The sequence below is a fragment of the Saccharomonospora saliphila YIM 90502 genome (assembly GCF_000383795.1).
Classification (GTDB): Bacteria; Actinomycetota; Actinomycetes; order Mycobacteriales; family Pseudonocardiaceae; genus Saccharomonospora; species Saccharomonospora saliphila.
In genome coordinates, this window is record NZ_KB912625.1 from 1 (window position 1) to 1303 (window position 1303).

Here is a 1303-nt window from a genome sequence, read left to right on the forward strand (position 1 = left end):
CGCGCCGGTGGTGGCGGAGACCTCGTCCGCGTCGGCGCCGTCGCGTGGCGCGCTCTCCCGGCCGGCGGGGCCGGGTCCCTCCGCCTCCGCCGGGATGTCGTCTCCGGGCTGCTTCTCGCCAGGTCGCTGCTCACCCACGTGACCCATGATGCCTGCTCGCCTACGTGCTGTGCCCGGCCTCGGACCGCGTTTCGCGGGCGGACCGTGGTCCGAGGGGCGTGACCGGGGTGGGCGCCGCGGCCGTGGGCGCACCGCGTATGCTGGTCGTGGTTCTACCGAAGACCGCTGGTCTTCCTCGCGTTCCACGCGTGAGGAGCGAAGGTCCCGCACCCGGCGGGCGGCCCGCGCAGGAGGAACGAGGCTCGCCGACGCGATCGCCGTGTACCGGTGCGTGATCGCGGCATTCGACGCCCCGCGCCTGCTGCGCCGGGGCGTTTCGTCGTTCGTGGGGGTTCCGGGCCGCCAGTGGTCACCAGCCAAGAGAGGAGGCGACCATGGCGAAGCCCGACAAGGTGGCGGCCGTCGCCGAGATCGCGGACTCGTTCCGCACCAGCTCGGCCACCGTCGTCACCGAGTACACCGGCCTCTCCGTGTTCCAGCTCAGCCAGCTGCGTCGCGCTCTCGGCGACACCGCCAAGTACCGGGTCGCGAAGAACACCCTCGTCAAGCGCGCCGCCGAGGAGGCGGGCGTCGACGGGCTCGACGACCTGTTCGTCGGTCCGACCGCGATCGCCTTCGTCGAGGGGGAGCCGGTCGAGGCCGCGAAGGCTCTGAAGAACTTCGCGAAGGATCACAGCGCCCTGGTCATCAAGGGCGGCTACATGGACGGCCAGCCGCTCTCGGTCAGTGAGATCGACCGGCTCGCCGACCTGGAGAGCCGCGAGGTCCTGCTGTCCAAGGCCGCGGGGGCGATGAAGGCCAAGCTGTCCGAGGCCGCCTCGCTGCTGCAGGCCCCGGCCTCGCAGGTCGCGCGCATGGCCTCCGCGCTGGAGGACAAGCGCAAGTCCTCCGGCGGTGCCGAGTCGGCCGAGTCCGCCGAGGCCGCCGAGAGCTGACGATCCCGCGGGGTGATCCCGGACCGGTGCCGCCGGAGCCGGAACAGCCGCCGAGAGCTGACAACCGCACACCGAAGACCGCGAGTCCACGACAAGGAAGGAACGCCATCATGGCGAAGATGAGCACGGACGAACTGCTCGACGTCTTCAAGGAGATGACGCTGCTCGAGCTCTCCGAGTTCGTGAAGCAGTTCGAGGAGACCTTCGACGTCACCGCCGCCGCCCCGGCCCCGGTCGCCGTGGCCGCG

Annotated in this window: 1 protein-coding gene and 1 pseudogene; both read left to right on the plus strand. The window is 71.5% G+C overall.

The features are described 5' to 3' along the window. Positions 1-494 precede the first annotated feature (494 nt). Positions 495-1055, plus strand: a complete 561-nt coding sequence (gene rplJ / locus SACSA_RS0104060; protein ID WP_019813730.1) for a 50S ribosomal protein L10 — start codon at positions 495-497, stop codon at positions 1053-1055. 110 nt (positions 1056-1165) lie between these two features. Beyond that, positions 1166-1303: pseudogene (locus SACSA_RS21405) on the plus strand (50S ribosomal protein L7/L12); the annotation flags it as partial.